The sequence below is a fragment of the Serratia quinivorans genome, from assembly GCF_946227985.1.
GTDB lineage: Bacteria > Pseudomonadota > Gammaproteobacteria > Enterobacterales > Enterobacteriaceae > Serratia > Serratia quinivorans_A.
The window spans coordinates 1,309,983-1,328,730 of sequence record NZ_CAMKGL010000001.1 but is presented as its reverse complement, the minus strand read 5'-3'; the positions used below and the strand labels follow the sequence as shown (position 1 = coordinate 1,328,730).

General features: G+C 58.1%; 12 protein-coding genes and 1 pseudogene. 8 read left to right on the top strand and 5 right to left on the bottom strand.

Annotation, left to right across the window (positions count from 1 at the left end):
* Positions 1-16: 16 nt before the first annotated feature.
* Together dcp and OCH02_RS06140 are read left to right on the top strand one after the other, a co-directional pair.
* A complete protein-coding gene (gene dcp / locus OCH02_RS06145; RefSeq protein ID WP_261430409.1) occupies positions 17-2,218 on the top strand; it encodes a peptidyl-dipeptidase Dcp in 2,202 nt (733 codons plus the stop codon).
* A 385-nt stretch (positions 2,219-2,603) separates the two neighbouring features.
* Complete coding sequence (locus OCH02_RS06140) at positions 2,604-3,767, top strand: serine hydrolase domain-containing protein (protein WP_261430408.1); 1,164 nt, start codon at positions 2,604-2,606, stop codon at positions 3,765-3,767.
* Positions 3,768-3,796: 29 nt separating this feature from the next.
* Here the strand turns inward: OCH02_RS06140 and OCH02_RS06135 are convergent.
* From OCH02_RS06135 to OCH02_RS06115, 5 genes and pseudogenes are all read right to left on the bottom strand, one after another.
* Positions 3,797-5,104 (bottom strand): annotated as a pseudogene (locus OCH02_RS06135) (MFS transporter).
* 145 nt (positions 5,105-5,249) lie between these two features.
* Positions 5,250-5,885 (bottom strand): N-carbamoylsarcosine amidohydrolase, encoded by a 636-nt coding sequence (locus OCH02_RS06130; RefSeq protein WP_261430407.1) that lies wholly within the window; start codon positions 5,883-5,885, stop codon positions 5,250-5,252.
* A 9-nt stretch (positions 5,886-5,894) separates the two neighbouring features.
* Complete coding sequence (locus tag OCH02_RS06125) at positions 5,895-6,647, bottom strand: Asp/Glu racemase (RefSeq protein WP_410001234.1); 753 nt, start codon at positions 6,645-6,647, stop codon at positions 5,895-5,897.
* A 16-nt stretch (positions 6,648-6,663) separates the two neighbouring features.
* Complete coding sequence (locus OCH02_RS06120) at positions 6,664-7,458, bottom strand: alpha/beta fold hydrolase (RefSeq protein ID WP_261430406.1); 795 nt, start codon at positions 7,456-7,458, stop codon at positions 6,664-6,666.
* Entirely contained in the window at positions 7,455-8,606 is a 1,152-nt protein-coding gene (locus OCH02_RS06115) for an FAD-dependent monooxygenase (protein WP_315899155.1), read from the bottom strand. The genes OCH02_RS06120 and OCH02_RS06115 overlap by 4 nt, the downstream gene beginning before the upstream one ends.
* A 327-nt stretch (positions 8,607-8,933) precedes the next feature.
* On the opposite strand from OCH02_RS06115, the gene OCH02_RS06110 reads away from it, so the two are divergent.
* From OCH02_RS06110 to OCH02_RS06085, 6 genes are all read left to right on the top strand, one after another.
* A complete protein-coding gene (locus OCH02_RS06110) occupies positions 8,934-9,992 on the top strand; it encodes a 2,5-dihydroxypyridine 5,6-dioxygenase (protein WP_261430405.1) in 1,059 nt (352 codons plus the stop codon).
* Between the two features lie 65 nt (positions 9,993-10,057).
* Positions 10,058-10,531: a MarR family winged helix-turn-helix transcriptional regulator gene (locus OCH02_RS06105; RefSeq protein ID WP_261430404.1), complete on the top strand. Its 474-nt coding sequence runs from the start codon at positions 10,058-10,060 to the stop codon at positions 10,529-10,531.
* A 147-nt stretch (positions 10,532-10,678) separates the two neighbouring features.
* Positions 10,679-11,221 carry a (2Fe-2S)-binding protein gene (locus tag OCH02_RS06100; protein WP_261430403.1) on the top strand — a complete coding sequence of 181 codons (543 nt, stop codon included), beginning with the start codon at positions 10,679-10,681 and terminating at the stop codon, positions 11,219-11,221.
* Positions 11,214-14,789 (top strand): molybdopterin-dependent oxidoreductase, encoded by a 3,576-nt coding sequence (locus OCH02_RS06095; protein WP_261430402.1) that lies wholly within the window; start codon positions 11,214-11,216, stop codon positions 14,787-14,789. Before OCH02_RS06100 ends, OCH02_RS06095 begins: the two co-directional genes overlap by 8 nt.
* Before the next feature lie 641 nt (positions 14,790-15,430).
* Positions 15,431-16,594, top strand: coding sequence for an HlyD family secretion protein (locus OCH02_RS06090; protein ID WP_261430401.1), 1,164 nt, complete (start codon positions 15,431-15,433; stop codon positions 16,592-16,594).
* 2 nt (positions 16,595-16,596) lie between these two features.
* Positions 16,597-18,732 (top strand): peptidase domain-containing ABC transporter, encoded by a 2,136-nt coding sequence (locus OCH02_RS06085; protein ID WP_261430400.1) that lies wholly within the window; start codon positions 16,597-16,599, stop codon positions 18,730-18,732.
* Positions 18,733-18,748 lie beyond the last annotated feature (16 nt).

Below are 18,748 nucleotides of genomic sequence, written 5' to 3'. Positions count from 1 at the left end.
GAGGAGTTTCGATTTGATGCGTTTATCGACATTGGTGTTGGCGATCGGCATGGCGCTGGGCACGCAGGCACAGGCAGCAGAAACCAACCCGCACGCGGACCATAGCGCGTTGCCAAGTGGCCAGGCGAAGGAGGCTAACGTGACCGGTGAAGCTAACCAACACGACAACAAAAAGAACCAAAACCCGTTCTTCTATCAAAGCCGTCTGCCATTCCAGGCGCCGCCGTTCAATCTAATCAAAGAAAGCGATTATGCCCCGGCGATTGATGCGGGCATCAAGCAGAAGCTGGAAGAGATTGAGAAGATTGCCAATAACCCGGCCAAGCCTGATTTTAAAAATACCTTTGTGGCAATGGAACAAAGTGGCGCGCTGCTGTCGCGAGTGATGAACGTTTTTGGCGCCATGACCTCGGCCAACACCAGCGACGGGTTGCAAAAACTCGATGAGCAAAGCTCGCCGAAGCTGGCGGCGCTGGATGACGCCATCATGCTCAACAGCAAGCTGTTTGCCCGCATCAAGGCGGTTTATCAACAGCGCGACGCGTTAAAACTGGATGCGGAATCGCGCCGACTGGTAGAAGTGACCTATAAGAACTTTGAGCTGGCGGGGGCCAATCTGTCCGACGCCGATAAAACCAAACTTAAGGCGCTGAACCAGGAAGCGGCAACGCTGAGCACGCAGTTCTCCAACAAACTGTTGGCGGCGACCAAAGATGGCGCATTGGCGATCGCTGACAAAGGCAAGCTGGACGGCCTGTCGGAAAGCGAACTGGCGGCGGCGGCCCAGGCGGCCGGCGAACGCAAGCTGGATAAACAGTGGCTGCTGGTGTTGCAAAACACCACCCAACAGCCGGAATTGCAGAGCCTGAAAAACCGCGAGACCCGCAAGGCCCTGTTTGATGCTTCGTGGAACCGTGCGGAAAAGGGCGATGCTAACGACACCCGCCAGACCCTTGCTCGTCTGGCTAAAGTTCGTGCCGAGCAGGCCAAACTGCTGGGCTTCCCGAACTATGCGGCCTGGAAGCTGCAAAACCAGATGGCCAAGACCCCAGATGCGGCGCTGAGCTTTATGCGCAATATCGTTCCGGCGGCGACCGCGCGCGCCGAACGTGAAGCCAAAGATATTCAGGCGGTCATCGACCAGCAGAAAGGCAATTTCAAGGTCGAGGCCTGGGACTGGCAGTTCTACGCTGAACAGGTGCGCAAAGCCAAATACGATTTGGATGAGTCGCAGATCAAACCTTACTTTGAGCTGAATAACGTGCTGAACAACGGCGTGTTTTATGCCGCCAACCTGCTGTACGGCATCAGCTTTAAAGAGCGCAAGGACATCCCGGTTTATCAGCCGGACGTGCGGGTTTATGAGGTGTTCGATAAAGACGGCAAATCGTTGGCGCTGTTCTATACCGACTTCTTTAAACGCGACAACAAGGGCGGTGGCGCCTGGATGAGCAACTTTGTCGAACAATCGAAGCTGAAAGGCACCAAACCGGTGATTTACAACGTCGCCAACTTCACCAAACCGGCGCCGGGCCAGCCTGCGTTGTTGTCGTACGATGATGTGATCACCATGTTCCACGAATTTGGTCATGCGCTGCACGGCATGTTTGCCGATCAGGAGTATCCAAGCCTGTCCGGCACCAACACTGCCCGTGACTTCGTTGAGTTCCCATCGCAGTTTAACGAGCACTGGGCCAGCGATCCGAAAGTCTTTGCCCACTTCGCCAAGCATTACAAAACCGGTGAAGCCATGCCGCAGGAACTGGTCGACAAAATCAAAAAGGCCGACAAGTTCAACAAAGGTTATGACATGACCGAGCTGCTGTCTGCGGCACTGCTGGACATGCACTGGCATATGTTGAGCGCCGATCAGCCGCAGCAGGACGTGGACAAGTTCGAGGCCGAATCGCTGATGAAAGACAAAATCGATCTCAGTTATGTGCCGCCGCGCTATCGCTCCAGCTACTTCAAGCACATTTGGGGTAACGGCTATGCTGCCGGCTATTACGCCTATCTGTGGACCGAAATGCTGGCGGATGACGCCTTCCAGTGGTTCACCGAACATGGCGGCCTGACCGCAGAGAACGGCCAGCGTTTCCGCAATATGATCCTGTCGCGCGGCAACAGCCAGGATCTGGAAAAACTCTACATCGACTGGCGCGGCAAAGCGCCAAGCATTGAGCCGATGCTGATTAACCGGGGCCTGAAAGACCAGTAATAGGCTACGTTGGGTGCTGAGGCTGTTTGATGCTCTACCCGTTGTCAGACGTTTAACCAAGTTCGTTATGAGGGAGAGCGTAGCGAAGGGGTCGTAGCAGCTTTAGCTGCCGACCAATTTGCCGGGAGCAAATTGGAACGACTTCCAGTCGGCCCGTAGGGTGGGACACATGGACGTGTCCCATAATGGCCCCTCGGTGCGCTAGGCCCGGGTATCTCGGGTTCAAAAACAACTTTGTCATCAAATTAAGGACGCAAGTTTGCTTGCGTCCTTTTTTTATTCCATGGGGACATAGCCGGAGTGATGGTTTATCATGCGCCGATTATTTTTTGGCCCGTGAGCAATGAAGATAAGAATCCTCCTAACGCGCTGTTTTGCTTTGATTATGCCATTGCTGCTTTCAGCCTGTGGCACGCTGTCACGCATGCCAACCGACACATCACCGTTGGAAAGCCGGCGTTTGGCGTGCAGTGCGGACCTGCAGGCCGAGGTCGATAGCCTGGCATGGCCGATAGTCGACAGCGGGCAGACGCCGGGATTGGTGGTGGGCGTATTGACGGCGGACGGGCAAGCGCGCACCTATGGTTACGGCGTGACCGATGCGCAGCAGCGCTATCCGGTCAACGGCAACACGCTGTTTGCCGTGGGGTCGGTCAGCAAGGGATTTATTGCCGAAGTCACGGTGGTGTTGGTCAACAAGGGCGTGCTGCATTGGGACGATACGCTTGCAACCTTACTGCCGCCGGGTACCTTGCTCAGCAAGGATGCGGCCAACATCACCTTGCTGCAGTTGGTGACCCATACCTCGGGTCTGCCACGTCAGATGATGACGCCGGAAATGCTGGGTGCCTTTGTCCGCTACCTGTTTACCGGCGATAATTTTTATGGCTCGCTGGATACGCCAAAAGTCCTCGATGACCTGGCCTTTTTTAAAGCTCCGGCGGAGCAAGCGCCGCGCTATTCCAATCTGGGCTATGCGCTGCTCGATTACATTCTGCAACGACGCACCGGCAAAACCGTCGATCGCCTGACGACGGAAAACATCCTCCAGCCATTGGGGCTGACCCACACCAGTTACGATGCACAGCAGTTACCGGGCTACGCGCAGCGGGCTATTGGCCATGCCGGCGATCAGCCCAAGTTTATTCGGCGTGGGCAACCGGTGCCCGATTGGCAGTTTTCGTCCTACATGATAGGTGCCGCCGGGCTGTATACCGACGCCGACGATTTGTTGCGCTATGCGCAGGCGCATTTTGTCCCGACCGGTTCTGCGGCATTGGATCAGGCGCTGAAAGACTCGCTGACCGTGCATTTTGCACGCAGTAAAGAGGCGGCTGCCATCGCCTGGGTGGTCGACGACGTAGGTAGCCAGCAAATTACCTATCAGGTGGGATTTATCGGCGGCTATTCCAGTTACATCGGGCTGGATCTGCGCCATAAAACGGCGGTAGTGGTGCTGCAAAACAGCTTCAACTGGAGCAACAATATTGGTCATCGCCTGCTGCAGCGTATGGGCGAAGCGGCGGACGGGCATTTCACCTGCCAATAAGCCGGGCTCCGCGAACGGAGCCCAACACCTCAGCGGTTAACCACCTTGGCCGGCAGAGCGACCACCAGTAACGAACTTAACAGCAGGCAACCGGCGAACGCCCAGAGTGCGCCACCGCTTTTGCCGGTCAGATCCAGCGCCAGACCCATCAGCGAATTACTCACCAACCCGGCAATATTGGCTAACGAGCAGGCCAGCGCGAAGCCGGTCGCCGCTGCGGTACCCCGCAGGAAGGTGGCGGGCAGGCTGAAGAACACCGGCACCGCACCGATGATCGCGGCCTGGGCGACAGAGAACAACAACACCGTGGCGATCACGCTATGCGTGAAGAAGGTGCTGGCGGCCATCGCCATCGCGCCGACAATAAACGGCACTATGATATGCCAGCGCCGCTCACGCATCCGATCCGAGCTGGTGCCGATCGCCAGCATCCCCAACAGGGCGGCGACGCTCGGTAGCGCGGTCAGCATACCGATGGTGGTAATGTCGGTTACCCCGGCGGTTTTGATAAAGGTCGGCATCCAGAATCCCATCGCATAGGCACTGAGCAGGATCGAGAAGTCAATGCCGCCGAGCATCCAGACCTTGAGGTTAAAAAAGCCGTCGCGGAAGCTGTGTTTACTGTGGCTGGCTTCGGCGTCGTCTCTAGCCAAATCCTCGGCAATACGCTGTTTTTCTTCCTCGGATAACCATTTGGCCTGCCGGAAATGGTTCGGTAACACCCAGAACGTCAATATACCCAACAGCACGCTGGGGATACCTTCCAGCAGGAACAGCCATTGCCAGCCGTGCAGCCCGTGGCGCATATCAAAATGCCCCATGATCCAGCCGGAAATCGGGCCACCGAGCACGCTCGACAGCGGCAGGCCAATCATGAATAACGCAATAATGCGGCCGCGACGGTAAGTCGGGAACCACAGCGTCAGGTAATACAGCACGCCGGGCAGAAAACCGGCCTCCGCCACGCCGAGCAGAAAGCGGATGACGTAAAACTGATTGGGGGTGGTGACGAACATGGTGCAGGCGGAAAGCAGGCCCCAGGTGATCATGATGCGGGCAATCCACACCTTGGCACCGACCCGTTGCAGGATCAGGTTGCTCGGCACCTCAAACAGGATATAGCCGACAAAAAATAGCCCGGCCCCCAGACCGAAGGCCGCTTCACTCAGTTGCAGTTGGTCGGCCATCTGCAGCTTGGCCAGCCCGACATTGATGCGGTCGAGGTAGGCGGCCAAATATCACAGACAGAGGAATGGGATCAGCTTCCAGGTGATTTTGCGGTACAGAAGCGATTCTGCGCCCGCTTTCCCGGCTAACGGGGTTTCAACAATGGCCATGATGATGTCTCCAGGTGGTGCATAGTGGCCTCCGGAGGAGGAGCGTTGTGTGTTTGCTTGGAAGCCGCCCTGTCTCGGGCGGTCACCTGAGGCGCTTGTCGCACCTTCTTGATTTTTCAGCACTCCGTGCAGGTGAAGCTCTGGATTACAACCGTTTCAGATAGGCGATAGTCTCCTGTTTGGTCACGACGTCGCCGTATTTACTGTCGATGTCGAACAGGTTGGCTTCATGTGGGCCAGGATGGCGATCGCCGACACATTCACGTACCACGATGGTGCGAAACCCGTGTTGCACCGCGTCTACCGCGCTGGCGCGGATACAACCACTGGTGGAACAGCCGGCCAGCAGCAGGGTATCGATGCCGAGCGCCACCAGCATCGGGGCCAGCGAGGTGCCAAAAAAGGCGCTGGCGTACTGCTTGGTCAGCACCACCTCCGTGGTCAGCGGGGCCACCTGCGGGCAGAACGCCGCCAGCGGATTACCTTCCACCATGTCCTTCATAACCGGTGCTTTTTTTACCCAGATACCGCCATCGGCAAAATGCCCTGCATGATAGCGGATATTGGTGTGGATCACCGGAACTCCTGCCTGGCGTGCGGTTGCCAGCAGGGCTACGCATTCCTCGACCGCGCTGACCACGCCGGGAGCGAACAACGGCGCACCCTCGGTGGTGTAACCCTGCATAAAGTCGACCATCAACAGGGCCGGACGTTGGCCAAAACCGATGCGGTTGCCCCAAACGCCCTGGTAGTTATCGGTAAGTGAATTATCGGCTGCCATTTTGCGTCCTTAATAAGCGCCGGAAAGCAGAGCCCCGGCACCGGGAACGATCGGTTCCAGCTCCAGTGCGGTCAGCATGGCGTAGGTGGTGGCGATGGCGGCGGTCAGCACGGGCTTGCCGGTTTGTGCCTCCACGGTGGCGACTGCCGGTAAGGACGGCATTTGTACGCAGGCGGACAGCACGATAGCGTCGACATCGCTCAGATCCATCTCGGCGACAATGCCCGGCAGATTGGCCGGATCATGGCGACCTACCGCCAGATTGTCGGCGATCTCAAGCGCGCGCCAGACCTTGACCTCAATGCCTTCGTGCTCGATATAGTCCACCACCATTTGGGTCAGCGGCTTCATGTAGGGGGCCACCAGCGCAATGCGTTTGGCACCCAGCACCTTCAGGCCGTTGACCAACGCACCGGCGCTGCTGATCACCGGGGCCGCGGCGTTGTTGTCCCGGGTAACCTGCGCCAGTCGGGTCTGGGATTCACGGTGATAGCCCAGGCCCATCGACATAATTGCCACCAGGCAGGCATAGCCCAGTACGTCGACCTGCGCGTCGGAAAGCTCCAGTGCGCAGCGGTCTGATTCGGCGTCCATCGCCGCCAGTTCCGCCTTGCTGACGTGCTTCATGCGCATGCGGCTGGAGTGAAAGGTAAAGCGTTCCGGACGGATCAACTGGCGTGCGGTCAGCATCGCCGGGATCTCGGTTTCCATCGTGGTGTTGGAACTGGGCACTATCTGGCCGATACGGTAATTTTTGCTCATGACAAAGGCTCCTTGATTAATCGAGAAAATCGCCCAGGGCGCGGAAGAAACCGTCGAAATCGTCCCACGGGATCATATGGCCGGCATTTTCAACGTGAACCAGGGTGATTTCCGGCTGCAGTTGGCGGATCTCCACCTCATCTTCCGGCTGGATCACGCCACCCAGGCCCGCCACCATCAGCAAGCTTGGCATGCGCAGTGCGGGGTAATCGCGATGGCTATCGACCTGATGAAAATCTTCATAGGCGCGCTGAATCGCCGGTTCATAACAGGTGTGCAGCCATTCGGCACGCAGTTGGCGCTGTTGTTCGCTCCAGCTCGGGCAGTAGGCACGCATCTGTTCGGCGTCCATTCCCACCAGCGACTGTCGAATCGAATCCACGTACCAGGGCCATTTCCCTGGGTATTCACGGCGACCCGGGCCGGAAACAGGCGGATCCACCAAGACCAATCGCCGTACGCCATCCGGTTGCAGGACTGCGGCGCGCAGGGCAAAGCGCGCTCCCATTGAATGGCCAAGCAGGGCGTAGTTTTCCAGTTTTAATGCGGCGGCGAAGGCGTTGATGTCCTCGGCGCAGGTTTCGGCGTCATAGGCCAGATCCGGGCCGCTGGCGGACAGGCCGCGACCCCGCACGTCCAGCACGTAGGTGTCATAGCGCTCGGCCAGTCGTTCGGCAACAAAGCCCCAGGTGATCGCCGGGCTGGTGATGCCAGGGATCAGGATCAGTACCGGACCCTGGCCACCGTAGCGCAGGTAGTGCTGGCGAATACCGTTGGCCTGCACGTTGGCACCATACAGAAAGTGGCTCATGCGGCGTTCTCCGACTTCAGTGCTTGCGCGTATAGGTCATAACCGTAGACCCAGGCCGGATCTTCCTGAGTGCGCAGGAAGGTGTTGGCATTGGAGACGGCCTGCACGCGGGAGGCGCGTTCCTTACGGTTGGCTTCATACAGTTGGAAAGCGGTGCGGTAGTCGCTCAGGCCGGTTTCCTGCAGACAGCGTGCCAGCATGGCGGCGTCTTCGATCGCCATCGCCGCGCCTTGCGCCATGTGCGGTTTCATTGGGTGGCAGGCGTCGCCAAGCAACACCATGCGGCCTTCGCTCCACAGCGGTAAGGGTTTACGGTTCAACAGCGGCCATTTGGTGACCTGTTCACTGGATTCGATCAGCGCTTGCACAATCGGGTGATAACCGGCGAAGGTCTCATACATTTCTTCGCGGCTGCTGTCGATAAAGCTGCCCTGAAAATCCCATGCAGGGTGCGGCACACCGCTGACGTAGTAATATTCGTCGCGTTTTTGGGTGGTGTAATAGACCATCAGGTGACGATCAGCCGACCACCACTTCACGCAGTCTTCAAAGCTCAGATTGTATTTGGCCAGCTTCTCACCGCGGATCAACGCGCGGTGGGCAACCCAGCCGCTGTAGGTGGGTGCTTCTGCCCCCAGCAGATGTTCACGAATACGTGAGTTGATACCGTCGGCACCAATCACGATATCGGCGCTGGCCTGGGTGCCATCGGCAAAGCTCAGCACCACCTCATTGTCACGTTCCTCAATTTTGCTCAGGCACTTGCCAAAATGCACGGTGCCCGGTTGCAAGGCCGCCATCTGCAACGCCTGTAAATCGCCCCGGTGCACCGTCACGTAAGCCGCGCCGTACTCTTTGCGGGCAAAGGCCCCCAGTTCAATGCGCGACAGATAATCACCGCTTTGTGCGTCGCGGCTGAACCAGAAGTCCGGATGCGAGGCCATTTGTTCCAGCGGTTGCTCGATGCCGAGACGGCGGAAAATCTTCAGGACGTTTGGCCCCATATGGATGCCGGCCCCCAGGCGGGAAAACACCGGGCTCTGTTCGTACAGGTCGACGATAAAGCCGGCTTTTTGCAGCAGACCGGCGGCGGCGGCGCCACCCAGACCGGCACCGACCACGGCAATGCGTTGTTGTTTGCTCATCATTTTTCCCCTGACTGTTGGTTTTTTACCTGGCATCTGTAGTGATGCCGGATGATTGATTTATAGTGTATACGCTAAATAACGCAAAGTTGCACAAGTGTTAATTTAGATCTTGCTCACGCTAATTTAGCGGCGATTACTGTTAAACTCATGTTAACAGCAGGATGCACAGGGCTTTAAATAGGGTTTTCTTATGGCTGGAAACGGGGGCTTGCTTCCCGATTGATTTTGGTCTAGATGTTTAAAAGAGTGTGATCACTTTAATTTGTGCAAAATAACCTCATCGATGCCAGGTGCGTCGACCCCCCTTAGCGAGACAGGAGATACACCATGGCGGTCAATGATAGTCAGTTGGCTCAACTGTTCGAACAGGTGCTTACGCTGTCGAAGGTTGATGCTTCGCAAAGCGTGGCAATCCTGAAAAGTCACTATTCCGATGCGCGGACGGTGCGCGCCGCCACCGATGCAGCACTGCGCCTGGGTGCCAAGGTTTACGCGGTAGAACTGCCGTCGTTCAACCATCCGCGCGCCATGGGCAATGACATGACGGCTTACTGTGGCGATACGGCACTGACCGGTAACCCAGCGGCACAACGTGCATTGGAGGCGGCCGATCTGATCGTCGACACCATGATGTTGCTGCATTCGCCGGAACAGGAGCAGATCCTGAAAACCGGCACGCGCATTCTGCTGGCCGTCGAGCCGCCGGAGGTGTTGGCGCGGATGTTGCCTAATGCCGAAGATAAAGCGCGGGTGCTGGCCGCCGCCGAAGTGCTGGAGCAGGCCAGGCTGATGCAGGTCAAGTCAGCCGCCGGCAGTGACTTCCGTGCGCCACTGGGGCAGTACCCAACGGTGACCGAATACGGCTTTGCCGACGAACCGGGGCGCTGGGATCACTGGCCGAGCGGTTTCCTGTTCACCTGGCCAAATGAAGAACAGGCAGAAGGGGTGCTGGTACTGGAGGTGGGCGATATCCTGCTGCCGTTCAAGAGCTACGCGCGTGAACGCATAACGCTGGAGATCGACAAAGGTTTTGTGACGCGCATTCACGGTGGCTTCGAGGCGGAATATCTGCGGGAGTACATGAAGTATTTCAACGATCCTGAGGTGTATGGCATTTCGCATATCGGCTGGGGCTTGCAGCCGCGTGCGCAGTGGACGGCGATGGGGCTGCACGATAAAAACGACGGTATGTGTATGGATGCCCGCGCTTTCTATGGCAATTTCCTGTTTTCCACCGGGCCGAATACCGAAGTCGGCGGCACGCGCAAAACCCCGTGCCATATGGATATAGCGCTACGTCATTGCGACATCAGTCTGGACGGCAAGACGGTGGTGGCGGAGGGTGAAGTGGTGGCCCCGGCGGCATCGCGGGTCAGCCAGGGTTAACTTGCTGCCAAACGCGGGGGTTTGTACTATTCTCGGTGGTTTCCATAGATGGTGAGAGTAACGCAATGACGCCCCCCGAATACCCGGCTGCAGAGAGCGGCAAGACCGAAAGTTATCATTTTACCGAACAGGTTGGGCACCTGCTGCGTAAGGTTTATCAGCGCCATGTGGCGATTTTCCAGCAAAACGTTGGGGATTCGCAACTGACCGCCGTGCAGTTTATTACCCTGTGCGCGGTGCGTGACATGGGCCCAAGTTCGTTGACCGAGCTGGTACAGGTGACGGCTGTCGATCAGGCCACCATTCGCGGCATTATCGAGCGGCTCAAAGCGCGCGAGCTGATTACCGTGATGCCGGATCCTGTCGACCGGCGCAAAGTGGTGGTTGGGCTGACCGATACCGGTGCCGCGCTGCTGGCGGAAACGGTGCCGCATGCGGCGACGATCACAGAATTAACTTTCGGTACGCTGAATCCGGCCGAACGTATAGCACTGATGTTCCTGCTCAATAAAATGCTGGAAGACCAGCCGCCCGGCTGATTCGCCGCCCGCAACTGCGGTTGTCTGGTGAGTGCGGTGGCGGCGAGGTCACGGCCCACAAGACATACCCCATCGCTTTCAAGCTGAGCGCCCAACGGCGGCTTGAAAGATGACGGGTATAACCAGAGCGCAGGCGGAGACGCGACAATGGCGATAGCTGAAGTGCAATTGCCCAGGGAAGGCGCGGTAAAAATACTGACGGAGCATCCGCTGATGCTGTCAGTCAACGGCGAAAATATTCATACCCGGGTCATGGCGGATACCCCTCTGCTATTGGTGTTACGTAACGATCTGGCGCTCAACGGCCCGAAATACGGCTGTGGCCTGGGTGAATGTGGCGCCTGCACCGTATTGGTCGACGGCATTGCCGCACGCTCTTGTGTGATCCCGGCGCTGGGCATGACCGGCCGCGCGGTGACCACGCTGGAAGGTTTGGGCGATCGCGACCATCTGCACCCGGTGCAGCGTGCCTTTATTGAGGAACAGGCTGCGCAGTGCGGTTACTGCCTCAATGGCATGATCATGACTACCAAAGCCCTGTTGGATCGCAATCCGTCGCCCAGCGACTGCGAAATCCGTCAGGCGCTGTCCGGTAATCTGTGCCGCTGCGGCACCCATATTGAAATCCTGCGTGCGGTTCAGCGCGCCATCATTCTCTGCCGCAGTGAGGAAACCTCGCCCCATGACTGACACCCATTCCTCATTACCGAGCCAGGCCGAACTATTGCAGCGTCATGGCACGCTGCTGATTATCGATCAGATCCAACCGCCGCCGGGGCTGGTGCCGAAAGGCCAGACGCCGATCCTGAAACCCAAAGAGCAGGGGCTGTTTATTGCCATTTGCGACAGCGGTGAGGTCTACGCCTTCAACGGCCATGTTGATCTCGGCACCGGTGTGCGCACCGCGCTGGGGCAAATCGTCGCCGAAGAACTCTACCTGCGTATGGAACAGGTGCGCATGGTGCTGGGCGATACTGAGAGCACGCCGAATCAGGGCGCGACCATCGCCAGCGCTACGCTGCAAATTTCTGCCGTGCCGCTGCGTAATGCCGCCGCCGAGGCGCGTCGCTGGCTGCTGCAACAGGCGGCGCAGCATTTTAGCGTTGCGGTTGAGCAACTGACGTTGAACGACGGCCTGATTGTCAGTCCGCAGGGGCTAACGGTGAGCTACGGCGAACTGGTCACCGGCGTGTATGTAGAACTGCCTGTCTCCGGCGATGCGCCGCTCAAGCCGCAGGCCGAATATCGCCTGGTCGGCACCAGCACCGCGCGCGTTGATATCCCGGCCAAGGCCACCGGCGAATCCACCTATGCGCACGACATGCGCCTGCCAAATATGCTGCATGGCCGGGTGGTACGGCCGCCCTATGCCGGCTATGACAGCGGTGAGTTTGTCGGCACCAGCCTGCTGGCGGTGGACGAACAGTCCATTGCCCATATTCCCGGCATCGTCAAACTGGTGGTGATCGAAGATTTTATCGGCATCGTCGCCGAGCGCGAAGAACAGGCTATCAAGGCAGCAGAGGCGCTGCAGGTCAGTTGGAAGGACTGGCGGCGTAACCTGCCGCAGATGACCGACGTGGCGCAGGCGCTGCGTGATAACCCGCATTCGACACGGGTGGTGCATGATACCGGCAACGTCGATGCGGCATTGGCCGCAGCCGATCGTCGCTTTACCCGCAGCTACCTGTGGCCGTACCAACTGCATGCTTCGATCGGCCCCTCCTGCGCATTGGCGGACTACCAGCCGCAGCAGTTACGGGTGTGGTCAGGTAGCCAGAACCCACATCTGTTACGTGCCGATCTCGCCTGGCTGCTGGAATATCCGGAAGAGCAGATCGACATTATTCGCATGGAGGCGGCGGGCTGTTATGGCCGCAACTGTGCCGATGATGTCTGCGCCGATGCGGCGTTATTGTCACGTGCGGTAGGCCGTCCGGTGCGGGTGCAGCTCACCCGCGAGCAGGAACACCTGTGGGAACCCAAGGGCACGGCACAGTTGATGGAGGTTGACGGTGGGCTGGACGCCGCCGGTCACCCGGTGGCCTATGATTTTCGTACCTATTACCCGTCCAACGGCGCACCCACGCTGGCGCTGTTGCTGACCGGAATGGTTGAACCGGTGCCGGTGGCCTATGAGATGGGAGACCGCACCTCGGTGCCGCCATACGAATACCCGGAACTGCGCGTCAGCATTGAGGATATGGCACCCATCGTTCGTGCCTCCTGGATGCGCGGCGTGTCGGCACTGCCGAATACCTTCGCGCACGAGTCCTATATTGATGAGCTGGCCATGGCTGCCGGTGTGGATCCGCTCGAGTATCGGCTGCGTTATATCAAGGATCAACGGGCCACTGAACTGATGCTCAGCACCGCCGAGCGTGCTGGCTGGACCCCGCATACCGAACCGATGCAAACTCCGGCGGAAGACGGTGTGCTGCGCGGGCGCGGTTTTGCCTATGCGCGCTACATTCACAGTAAATTCCCCGGTTTTGGTGCCGCCTGGGCGGCCTGGGTCGCCGATGTGGCGATTGACAAGGCCAGTGGCGAGGTGGCGGTCACGCGTATTGTGGTCGGGCATGACGCCGGCATGATGGTCAACCCGGACGGCGTGCGTCACCAGATCCACGGCAACGTGATCCAGTCGACCAGCCGGGTGCTGAAAGAGCGGGTGACCTTCGAGGAATCGACCCTTTCCAGCAAGGAATGGGGGGCTTACCCGATCCTGACCTTCCCGGAGGTGCCGGAGGTGGACGTGGTGATGATGCCACGGCCCTACGATCCACCGCTCGGTGCCGGGGAGTCTGCTTCGGTGCCCAGTGCCGCGGCCATTGCCAATGCGGTGTTCGACGCCACCGGCATCCGTTTCCGCGAGTTGCCGATCACTTCCGACCGACTGCGCGAGGCGCTCAACGGCCCGGATAGCGCCCGGCAGGAAGCCGCACCCGCGGCTAAACCCAGGCGCAGTAAATGGTGGTTTGGCGGTGCAGCCGGTATTTTCGGCGCGCTGTTGGGCGTAGCGGCTACGGCGCTGCCGTGGCGTGCCGAGATTGCCCCGGTGGCTACTCCGGGAGCAGGTACCTGGTCGGCAGCCACCCTGGAGCGCGGTCGTCAACTGGCCGCCGTTGGGGATTGTGCGGTGTGCCATACCACGTCCGAAGGGGCAACCAACGCCGGCGGACTGGCGATGGCAACGCCGTTCGGCACCCTGTACAGCACCAATATCACGCCGGATGTGGAGACCGGTATCGGCAACTGGTCATTTAGCGCTTTTGACCGGGCGATGCGTCAGGGCATCAGCCGCGACGGGCGTAATCTGTATCCGGCATTTCCTTATACTTCGTTCAGCAAGATGACCGACGGCGATATGCAGGCGTTGTATGCCTATATGATGTCGCAGCCGGCGGTCGCGCAGAGCAATCCGGTTAACCAGATGCGCTTTCCGTTCAATATCCGTCCGTTGATGGCCGGTTGGAATGCACTGTTTCTGCGTCAGGGCGAGTTTCAGCCGGACCCTGCGCAAACGGCCCAGTGGAACCGGGGCTCTTATCTGGTTAATGGGTTGGGGCACTGCGCGGCCTGCCATTCGCCGCGTAATTTGATGGGTGCGGAAAAGGGCGGCGGCAGCTTCCTGGCCGGGGCGATGGTGGACGGCTGGGAGGCACCGGCGCTGAACCAACTGGCTACGGCGGAGAAACCCTGGAATGAAGAACAACTGTTCCAGTACCTGAGCAGCGGTCATTCCGCCGAGCACGGCGTTGCGGCAGGACCAATGGGGCCCGTGGTCAGCGAATTGGCCAGCTTGCCGGAGTCTGACGTGCGGGCGATGGCCAACTATCTGATATCCCTGAGCAGTCCGGCTCAATTAAATGTAGAGCCGCAGGTCAAACTGGCCAGCCGTCTGCAACCTGCCCTGGGGCAACAGGCCGGTGAACGGCTGTTTCAGGGCGCCTGCCAGGCCTGCCACAGCGCCGCTGCCGGGGGGCCGCAGCTGTTTGGCGTCAGCCCGGATCTGGCCAATAACACCAATATTTTCAGTGAGCGACCGGATAACCTGATCAACGTGATCCTGCAGGGCATTGCCAAACCGGCCACCGCCGATTTGGGCTTTATGCCGGGCTTTAAGGACAGCTTCTCCGATCGGCAGGTGGCAGATCTGGTGAACTATCTGCGTCAGCATTATGCCGGTGATAAACCGGCCTGGCGCGATGTAGAAGCGCAGGTAGCCAGACTGCGTGCCAATCCGGGCAGCCACTAATCTCTACTTGATAGCGGCGCTTTTGCGCCGCCGTTTATTTAATGATTTATTGGCCTTGTGAATTGAATATTAAATTTGGCGCCACTTAAAATATGAATAAACTAAGTGGTGGTGATAAAATATCGCAATCATGCTAACTGTTCAATTAACTCCCTCGTTTAAAATATTCTATTTAGTTGTATTTGTTATATTAGCAATAATGGTTTTATATATTGACATAATTCTGGTTGGCGTTTATATCTATGTCTGCATTACGCGTTTGAAAGATGTGGTTTAAATATGGGTTTCGTAAATTTAATTCGGCACAGTAATGGCACGTAGTTTTATGATATGGTTGAACATTGATGTTAAACTGGTGTCTTTTATATGAAGACGTTTTGGTCGGTTTTTATTGGCATCATTAGTGTTACGCTATCCCATAATTTGTTTTTTATTGTGGGCCTTAGCCAATATTGCGGTCTGCTCAGGTTCAATATCCCTTGTGAAGTGGCCAAGTGGATGATTTATTTCTTTGTCCTGTTAGGGACAATGCCGCTGATGAAAATAATATATATCTCGGCGCGAAGATTTGTCCATAAATGGAAGCGTCGCGGTCAGTAAGCTGATTATCGACCTCTGATGCCGATAAAGGTGTAACCCCAATGACAGGACGTCCTCCCCAGCTTTACCGCGAGGGTTATTTTGCCGCTCAGGCCACCAGAGCCGAGGGTGAAGTAATTATCCCCGCCAGCCTCAGTTTAACCGCCTATGCCTGGGTCAGTATCCTGCTGGTGCTGGCCATCATGCTGTTTCTGATACTGGGTGAATATACCCGCAAAGCGCGGCTGGAAGGGGTGGTGATGCCGTCCAGCGGGTTGATCAAGGTGGTGGCCCGTAGCGCCGGGCAGGTCACCGAGCGGCTGGTAGCAGAGGGGGAGGCGGTCAAGGCCGGCCAGGCGCTGTATCGGCTCAGCGGCGAGTATTTCAATGGGCAAGGTGTTGGCACCCTGGCTTCGGTGTCGGACTCGCTACATCGCCAATATCGCATGCTGGAACATCAGCGAACGCAAGAGCTGGCGACCCGAGTCCTGCAGCAAACCGGCGTGCACCAGCGTATCGCGCAGCTCAATCAGGAGTTGGCCAGCACAGAGGCGGCAATGACGCTGGTTCAGCAGCAGGCGCAACTGGCACAGTCGCTGATGGGGCGTTACCGCAAGCTGATCGCCAAAGGCTATGTCTCAGAACTTGAATTCCAGCAGCAGCAAATGGCGCTGGCGAAGGCGCAGGAAAAGGTTGAGCTCCAGCGGCAGGCGCAGGTACGGCTACAGCGCGAGCTTGCCGCCCAGCGCAATCATACGTTGACCGCGCCGGTGGATGGTCATATCGCCGTGGTATTGGCCCGGGCCGGGCAGACGGTAAAACAAAACGATCCTTTACTGATGATGGTTGCCGACGGCGCGCAATTGCAGGTCGAACTCTTTGCCCCGAGTAAAGCGGTGGGGTTTATCAAGCCCCAACAACGGGTGGGGCTACGCTTTGCCTCATTCCCCTATGAAAAGTTTGGCGTACAGTACGGCGCTACCCGCGCCATTACCGATACCAGCCTCAGCGCCAGCGAAGCAATGCTGCAAAACCCCATGGTGTGGAAGGAAAACGAAGGGCATTACCGCGTTATAGTCGCCTTGGATAAACCCACCATTACGGCCTATGGGCGACAGGAGCCATTGCGCGTCGGTATGACCGTTTCCGCGGATGTAGAATTGGACAGCCGCCGCCTGTACGAGTGGCTGCTGAAGCCGTTATGGAGTCTGCAAGGGAGGATCTGAACATGGACGTTACCGAAGTGATTAACTGGGGATGGCGCAAGCGCCTGCCGTTGATTCGCCAGACAGAATCGGCGGAGTGTGGCGTGGCCTGTCTGGCGATGATTGCCGGCTGGCATGGGTATCGGGTTGATCTGCCCACGCTGCGAGCACGATTTAACGTTTCGCAGCTCGGTATGACATTTTCGCAGTTGATGAGCTGTGCCGAACAGCTGCACTTAAGCGGCCGTGCCGTGCAATTGGAGCTTGAAGAATTGCACCTGCTGTCGGTGCCCTGCATTTTGTACTGGGACATGAATCACTTTACGGTACTCAAACGGGTGCGAGGGCAAAGGCTGGAATTGCACGATCCGGCTCGCGGTGCAGTAACCATGAGCCTGCGGGAAGCGAACCGTCACTTTACCGGCGTCGCCATGGAACTGACGCCCACTCACCAGTTTGCGGCCAAAGACCAGCGAAAAAAAATCCGCCTGTTCGATCTTATTGGTAAAACCCAGGGCTTGAAGGCCGCGCTGGGCAGGATCTTCTGCTTCGCTCTGGTACTCGAGGTGTTTGCGCTGATTGGCCCACTTATCAACCAACTGGTGATTGATGAAGTGTTGGTGGCGCTGGACGCCAGCCTGCTGACGCTGGTGGTTATTGCCATGTTGTTGATGGCCGCTACCCAGACGTTACTGGAGTTGGCCCGGCAATGGGCGACCCTCACCATGGCGGTCAACTTCAACATGCAGTGGACGGCGAACGTGTTTCACCACCTGCTGCGGCTGCCGATTAGCTGGTTTGAGGCGCGCAATATGGGGGATATCAGCGCCAAATTCGACGCCGTCGACACCATTCAGGACACGCTGACCACCACGCTGCTCGAAGCCTTTCTGGATGTGTTACTGGTGGTGGGCACGCTGACCATGATGTTTTTCTACAGTGCCAAATTAACCCTGGTCGCATTGGCCGCCGCTCTGGTTTATGGCCTGCTGCGGCTGTTCTGGTTCAGTGCTCTGCGTAAAGCGGCAGATGACAGCTGGGTCGCCGGTACCCAGGAATCCAGCCACTTTCTGGAGAGCCTGCGCGGGGTGCTGAGCCTGCGGGTCAATGGTGCGCTGACGCCGAGAGAGTCAGTCTGGCGTAATCTGAATGTTGCCCGTCGCAATGCTCAACTGCGCGAAAGCAAACTGATGATGGTGTACGGCATTATGCAAACCGTTATTGGCAGCGTGGTGGGGGCGGCGGTGCTGTGGCTGGGGGCCAGCGCGGTGCTGGCCGGTCAGTTTTCTGTGGGCATGTTGGTGGCTTATATGTCCTTTCAGGGGCGCTTCTCGTCCAGCATCAACGGTTTGATCGACAAACTGGTCGCTTACCGAATGCTGGATGTTTATAACCAACGGCTGGCGGATATTGTGCTCGCGGCGCGTGAAGATGCGGCGTCGCAGGCGGCAGGTGGTGCAAATGGGCCATCAGCGGCCTGCGTCTGGCCGAGCGATCGCCCTGCGTTGAGCCTTGAGCAGGTCAGTTTTAAATACGCCGGAACCGAACGTGAGATCCTCTCGCAGGTCTCGTTGCAGATCATGCCCGGTGAGGTGGTGGCGCTGGTCGGCGCCTCTGGTTGCGGAAAAACCACGCTGGCCAAGCTGGTTCTGGGCCTGTATCCGCCGACCGCCGGGGTGATCCGCACCTTGGGCATTGAGCACCGGCAGGGGGATTATCAACAGGTTCGCCAGCATATCGGCGTGGTGTTGCAGGAGGACCAACTGTTTCGCGGTTCGATTGCCGATAACATGACGTTTTTCTCCCCCCGGGTCGATAAGCAAAAGCTTGGTGAGTGCGCGCGTCTGGCGCAGTTGGAACAGGATATCGAAAAGCTGCCGATGGGCTACCAGACGTTAATCGGTGAAATGGGTGGAACCCTGTCCGCCGGGCAAAAACAGCGTTTACTGTTGGCGCGGGCGTTGTACAAGCAGCCACAGCTGCTGATCCTCGATGAAGCCACCAGCCATTTGGATGTGAATAACGAAACGCGGATTGGCCAAACCTTGCGCCAGCTTGGGTTACCCATTTTGCTGATCGCCCACCGGCCGGAAACCATCGCCACGGCGGACCGGGTGATCGAACTGGCGGCGGGGCGCATCCGCACGTTGAGCGTTTGACGGCAACGCCTTGCCT